The sequence below is a fragment of the Ruminococcus flavefaciens genome (assembly GCF_900143025.1).
GTDB lineage: Bacteria > Bacillota > Clostridia > Oscillospirales > Ruminococcaceae > Ruminococcus > Ruminococcus flavefaciens_I.
This window is the reverse complement of sequence record NZ_FRCT01000014.1, coordinates 78906-85854: the sequence shown is the minus strand read 5'-3', so window position 1 is coordinate 85854 and position 6949 is coordinate 78906. Positions and strand designations below refer to the sequence as shown.

Sequence of the window (6949 nt, the reverse complement as noted above, 5' to 3'; positions counted from 1 at the left end):
TAGCGGCAGGCTTTGAGATATCGAAGCCGTAGATGTTGCCAAGCTCCTTGAGCTCCTGCAATGCGCGAACCTGCTCAGCAAGCTCCTCGCGGAGTCTGATATTCTTTGAAGTCATTCTCACGAGAGATGTTTCTATCTGATGCTTTTTGTCCTCGATAAGGAGGTCGATGCCGTAGAGTGCTACACGGCGGTAATCGCCGATGATTCGGCCTCTGCCGTATGCGTCAGGAAGTCCTGTGAGAATTGCAGAGTGACGAGCAAGACGCATTTCGGGAGTGTAAGCATCAAAAACGCCCTGATTGTGGGTCTTTCTGTACTTTGTGAATATCTCAACTACCTCGGGGTCTACCTCGTAGCCGTACTCCTTGCAAGCCTGCTGAGCCATACGGATACCGCCGAAGGGCTGCAATGAACGCTTGAAGGGCTTGTCCGTCTGGATACCCACTATTTTTTCAAGGTCTTTATTGAGATATCCTGCTTTATGTGATGTAATTGTTGAAACGATCTTGGTGTCCATATCAAGAACACCGCCAGCCTCTCTTTCCTGTCTGGAAAGATCCATGACCTGCTCCCACAGCTTTTTCGTTGCCTCTGTAGGTGGTGCGAGGAAGCTCTCGTCACCATCGTAAGGAGTGTAGTTCTTCTTGATAAAGTCTCGAACGTTTACGGAAGTGGTGCTCCAGCGGCCTTCTGTAAAGCCGTCCCATTCCTTTGGCCATATGTTAAACATTATAAAATCGCCTCTTTGTTATTTTTTTATCAATGATATAATACCATATTGACAAAGTTTTGTCAATATTTGTTATCCATGGTTAACAAATATGCATTTTCTATTATAGCTTTCCCGATTTGATATTGATTATTCCGATTATATTTCATCTTTTATATTATAAAATAAATAATATCTGTCTTGATCTGATTTTATAATGTTGCATAATCATTCTGCCTGTAATTTGCTGTAAAAAACACAAAATTACAAAAGTGATATGATCTTTCAATTTACGGAATATTGCGAATTTTATATGAACTATGATATGGCAAATTATTAATAAATGACGCCATTTAATATGTCTGTATGGTATTAGAAATGTTGATCTTAATCAAGGACAATAAAGTGAAAGTGTGATTATATACAATGACACAAAATGCAGTAAGGAACAGTATAACCCACCTTTCTTTTTATTGCATTGCTGTTAGATAAATAAAACAAAATGAGTGCTTTTAAGGAAAAATACTTGAACTATCTGCTGTCGGAAGATTGCTTCTCAAATCTCTGCGTACTTGTTTTCTTCTTTCCATAAAAAACCTCCGAAGCAGTGTTTCTTTTATTACGCACTACTTCGGAGGTTTAAAATTTTCGGGATAAAGTCACAGGTATATATAACAGGTCGTGACAAAATGCTTTCAAACTCTGATAGTGTTCTGTTAATGCTATCGGATTTTTCAGACGTTTGTTTTTTGAGGCTTTGCGACTACGATCCTTCGCTGTTTTCCGTCATCTGTGCAGGTCACAAGAGTGACCCGCACATCTTCTGTGTTATCAAGCACCCACGTTTCGTTTGGTTCGACGATAAATGTATCTGTTACGTAATAGGTGTAGAGATTTTTGCTTACATCGTACAGTTTTACCTTCATGCCGATCTTAACATCACGCAGAGCATTGAAGTATTCTTTGTATATTGTGCTGCTGTGTGCGGCGATACAATAGTTTCCTTTGCCGAGGGCACCTGTGTCCGGAAAATGTCCTGCTGCTTTTGAGAGAACATCATTGTTCGTGCCTTCAAGAACAGGTGCCTTGATGCGAATCTCAGGTATTTCTATGACAACATTGTTTTTCATAAGTTGATTACGCCGATAGTCGCGCAGCAGCTTTCTACCGCCAAGGAAGGAAAGCGTGACTGTTCCGATAAGTATTGCTGCCACGCCGAGAAAGAACAATACCTTGTTAGACTTTGAACAGCTGTCCTTTTTCATTAACAGTCTTCTTTTCTGCGGAATTTGCGTGAAGCAAATACTGCTGCTGTGCCGAGAATAATGAGAATAACTGCTCCGACTGCTTCTGCGGCTGAGCTGATATCGTTGTTGCCTGTCTGCGGGAGATCAACAGCCTTGCCGTTTTCATCGGTGCCTTTACCGGAGAAGCGGTTTATTTTGTACTCTGAACCGTCATCAAATCTGATAGCAACTGTTCCGTCCTCAGAGCTTACTGTTTCGGTTACCTTAACTTTCTTGCCGATTTTTTTGCTGTGGTCGGCTGCTGCCATATCTGCAAGCTTTTTATCGGTATAGAATACAGTTTTATCTAATGTTTTTTCGCCTATGTATGTCAGGATATCAGTCTGATCATTCGGTCTTACAAGTGTGATCTCGGTATCGGAAATCGGTGTGGCGTCGGCTTTTTCAGTCTTATTATCAAAGGTAAGTTCTACCGCACTTGTTCCGACCCAGTTATACTTGATCGACTCTTCAGAGCCGTCCTCAGCATTGATAGCTGTGATATTGCCATTGCCGTCTGAGCTGTAGTATTTCAGACCGTCTGCGGTTTTGCAGCTCCAGAGACCGGAAGTAAAGAGATCCTTTATATCGGGAAGAACTGTAATGTCAACTTCATTTCCATTCTTTTCAATGCATTTTCCACCAATAGGATCAACTGTTATAAGCTGTCCGTTAGAGAATTCTATCATGTATTTGTTGTCCATGGTAAATGATGAAAAAACAATCATAGGGCGGGCACCTGATATACGCTCGTAGTAGTCTGTTGCCATTTTTTCAATCTGAGATGTTGTATAGATCTTAACATCATTGGCATTATAATTTGCATCATATTCAAGATGATACTCGTTTCCGTCATCTGACTTCACCGAGAAAGAGGTAAGGGTATCGTATGTGACATTTACGGACATTTCGTCGTCCTTGCCCTTGTTGCAGGTTATTACATTGTTGCCGTATTCTGCTGTGAATTCCCATTCCAAGCCTTCCTCTGCCGAGTATACGGCTGCTTTGCCGTCTTCCTTGAAAATGACATAATAATGCTTTGTGCTGAGTTCGGAATTCTGTGATACATGGTATACGCCATTTTTGATGTATTCAAATTTAACAGGCTTACCATTGGGAGCAACTGCTGTATTTTCAAACCTGTCGAAGTTTGTATACTTAGCGATCGTGCTTTTGTTTTTATCAAGCAGATTTACGATACCCATTCCGTTTTCATCGTATGTTACCTCGGCTGATACAGCCTTGTTGTCGTTGTGTGCATTGTGGTATGCAGTTACTATAGCTTTCATTTCCTGTGTGTTGATGTAAGAGAAGTTGTCAAATCCGTCGGGATTTGCGCAGAAAAGCTTCTCGGTAACGCCGTTATTCCACACGATCTCTGCGTTTCGCTTATCTGTAAAGGTTATCTTTCCTGTTCGAGTTTCTGATGATGTTTCATCATATATCTCCATGGTAATAGTATCGCCGTTCTGCTTAAATGAAAGGTTCTTCTCAGGGGCACCGCTCTGGTAATGTATATTACCTGTCTGGTTCTTCGAGATATTATAGTAAACGTCATTTTCTCCGCCGTTTTTTGCCCACCATAATCCTGCTTTCAAATGCGAAGTATCACGACCTTCCGACATGATCTCTGTAGTATTGTATGCCTTGTCCATTGATGCTACAAGATACTCGTCAAGGTCTGTAATATCATATGTAACAGAGAAGCTTCCGTCTTCACTCTGATATCTGTATGCAGGAAGGATATCGGAGAAGTCATATGAATTAAGGATATTCTGCTCATATGCGTCTGTTGTTCCCATTATAGCATTGATAATGAGAGAGTCAGACTTTATTGGATTACTGTAACCATAAAACGGCATATAAATAGAGTTCACAATATAATTGAGATCTTTCATTTCTGCAAGCTTTGGACTTTTTTCCGAATATTCTCCTGCTATTCCACCGTTGCCCTTGCCCATGATATAAATACCGTCAAGATTTTTGTCGGTAGAAGTGATCTCGAGCAGCTTTCTGCCGTTTTCTTCTTTTGACTTGACATTAAGAGTTGGTGCTGTTTTATCGATCACGATAGGGAATTCATAGGTTTGAGGCTTTTTATCGGCATCGTCATAGTATACATAGGCTTCGATAGTGCCCTTGTATGTTCCGTCAGGATAATCCTTGATCTCTGCTTCCGATACATTAACTACGAACATATATGCAGGCATTGTGATTTCATCTTCAGGTGTTTCGCTGATGAGTTTGTTATCACTGTCGTAAATTTTTATGCAGGAAAGGTGTGCAGATCTCAGTAATGTACAAGTTAGATTGATCTGTTCACCCATTCCGTCTGCGTCGGGAGAGAGATATACAACTTCATTGGGAGACTTGGCAATTGCTTCATTGTATTCATCATCAAAATACATACGGAGGTTGAATGGATCGGATAATATAAATTCTGCCTCCTCAGCAGGCAGCCTTTCGAGCAGCTGGGATAAAGCTTCAAGATTACCTGTAAATGAGCTTTTATTGTTAAATGAGCCTTCGCCTGATATTGTGGATAATTCGTATGGCTCAAGGTATTTTGTGCCATTATGGAAGATCGGTACTTCTGCCCAGTCTCCGTAGAAGCCCATGACAGGGATAGAAATGTCGCAGCAGTTTTCTGCACCGCTGAGAACGATATATCCCTCAATAAAGAAGCCGTTTGGGAAGATCGTGCTGCGTGCTTTGATATCATCAGCCGAAATCTTTGCGTTGATGGTTACTGTACGGGATTCCTGTGCATTTGCTTTCAGCAGAGATGAGAGATCTGCCGTTACTCCGATATTGCTTGCATCGCAGATATACAGCTTTTCTGACGGATCGTCCTCGAGCTTGCGTCCGTTCTCGGCTGTCAGTACCAGCTTTGCCTCCTTGAATTCAACGTCCTGATCGGTGAAATTGCTGATATCAACATCAAAGCTGAGCTGATCTGTGATCTTATCCTTCAGTTCGACTTTGGCAAGACCGGTCTCACCTGTTAGGATAACTCTGTCGTTCAATGCGTTTTTCATATTCACAAGACCTGCACCCTGACGGCGCGGACTTTCATATACATCTCCCTTTGAGAAAAGTACGGCAGAGTTCATAATAAGATTTTTTATGAATGATGCTTTTTCAGCTCCCGTGAGCTCCAAGCCGTTTTTTCTGAGATACTGATCGAATACGGCGATACAGCCTGCAACATATGGGGAAGCCATAGAAGTGCCTTCAAGCTGCTTCAGCTTATTATCATATGCAGCAGATGTGACCGAACCGCCTATACCTGTGATATCAGGCTTGAGCGTAAGGTCTACCGATGGACCGAAGGAGCTGAATTCGTTTATTCCTCCGTCAAGCGGAGTAGTAATATTTAGTGTACTGTCTAAACGAATCTTACCTGATTCAGCTTTTTTCATCTTATCTCCGTCATTCGTTGAGATAAACACAGAGGGGATAGACGCGGTTTCCATAGCCATTGTCACGAGGCTGCTGTCTTCGAGGTTGTCGCATACGATCATTGCTATAGCTCCTGCCTGTTCAGCGGCATATGCCTTTTCCCAGAAGCTTAAAGTACCTCTGTCAATGAGTGCGATCTTTCCTTCGACATCTTTGCCCTCAAAATCCTCGGGCATACCGATACCGCAGTATACATACTCATATACGCCATCATTCAGATAGTCGCTCAAAGTACAGTTTTGACCCTCAGTGAAGGGGATTTCGTCATCAAGACCTTCGATGAGGAAACAAGGATCACGACGGAAAGAGTTATTCGCAGATGCGACACATAACGACTCTTTGAAGGCAGACGGTTCACCGATAGTATGTGTATCAGGTGATGATGTATCAATATCAAAGTATTCACCTTGACCAACAAGGTTATTACTGTCATTGCCTGCTGCTGCAACTACTATGATACCTGCATTATTGAGTGCTGTTATAGTATCTTTGTATGGAACTTTGCTGAAATCAGGTTCAATACTTCCAAGACTGAGATTGACAACATTTACTTTGAGCTTTGCTGCATCTTCAAGAGCTGCAAGGATAGCGTCAGATTCAGCAGTACTAATATATGTTCCGCTCATTTCGTCAACGAGTTCTTGCTTGAACACCTTCATCATTACGAGCTGAGCGTCCTTTGCAATACCTGAGAGCTCTGTGCCGTCATCATCACTTACTGTGTTGCCTGCCGCAATGCCTGCAACGTGGGTTCCATGATAGCTATCAGGAGCAGCGTACTCATAAGGAGTATCATCGGAATAATCAATTACATACGGCAGCTTGCTGCTGATATATGCCTTATCCGGGTCTATCTTAACGTTAAGCTCATCGGATACGGCTATGATATCGTCTTTTGTCAGCTTGTTCTCTTTATCGTCAATAGGAGCAAACATATCGTGCGTGACATCAAATTCGGAATCCAGAACTGCAATGACCTCGCCCTCACCGAAATAACCTGTTGTCTCGCCGAAATAGCTGAGATCACTGAGATCGGCTGCTGTGTAGAGCTCGGGTTTAACGACATTTACAGTTTCTGACTTTGTTATCTTTTCAATCCAACGGCAGGAGCTTGCTTCGTCAAGAAGTCCCTCCGGCAACTCGCAGGAAAAACCGTTCATGAGGACATTATAGCGGTAGCCGATCTCGAGATCAGGATAGAGATTTCGGAGGTAGGCTTCTGCTTCGCTGCTTATCTTATTGAGTGATAACGCTTTTTCTTCTGCTTCGGGCGTATCAAGATAATCCGTTCCCAGTTTTGCTGCTTCTTCTCCGACAAGCACTGCATCTCCGCTGAGACTGATTATGACAGGAACAAGCTTTCCTGTTGCCGCAGCTTCATATTCGGCTGCCAATGCAGCAGGAAGTCCGCAGTTCAGAACTGTAGCGCCTCCGATCACCGCAGCAGCAGTCATGCTGAGCAAATGACGTGTAAAGTTCTTCATTTTTTCAT

At 42.5% G+C, this 6949-nt stretch carries 3 protein-coding genes; all 3 read right to left on the bottom strand.

Going from position 1 to position 6949, the window contains the following annotated elements:
- Window positions 1-730, bottom strand: a 730-nt coding sequence (locus tag BUB28_RS13200) for a pyruvate formate lyase family protein (protein ID WP_278291266.1), incomplete at its 3' end; no start/stop codon positions are given.
- A 713-nt stretch (window positions 731-1443) separates the two neighbouring features.
- The gene (locus tag BUB28_RS13195) at window positions 1444-1974 is read right to left on the bottom strand and encodes a class D sortase (RefSeq protein WP_072952011.1); all 531 of its coding nucleotides are present in this window, start codon (window positions 1972-1974) and stop codon (window positions 1444-1446) included.
- Entirely contained in the window at window positions 1974-6941 is a 4968-nt protein-coding gene (locus BUB28_RS13190) for a S8 family serine peptidase (RefSeq protein WP_175547857.1), read from the bottom strand. The genes BUB28_RS13195 and BUB28_RS13190 overlap by 1 nt, the downstream gene beginning before the upstream one ends.
- Window positions 6942-6949 lie beyond the last annotated feature (8 nt).

Coding starts and splice junctions, on each gene's coding strand:
- BUB28_RS13195 (WP_072952011.1), bottom strand. CDS start 1,974: ATGAAAAAGGACAGCTGTTCAAAGTCTAACAAGGTATTGTTCTTTCTC.
- BUB28_RS13190 (WP_175547857.1), bottom strand. CDS start 6,941: ATGAAGAACTTTACACGTCATTTGCTCAGCATGACTGCTGCTGCGGTG.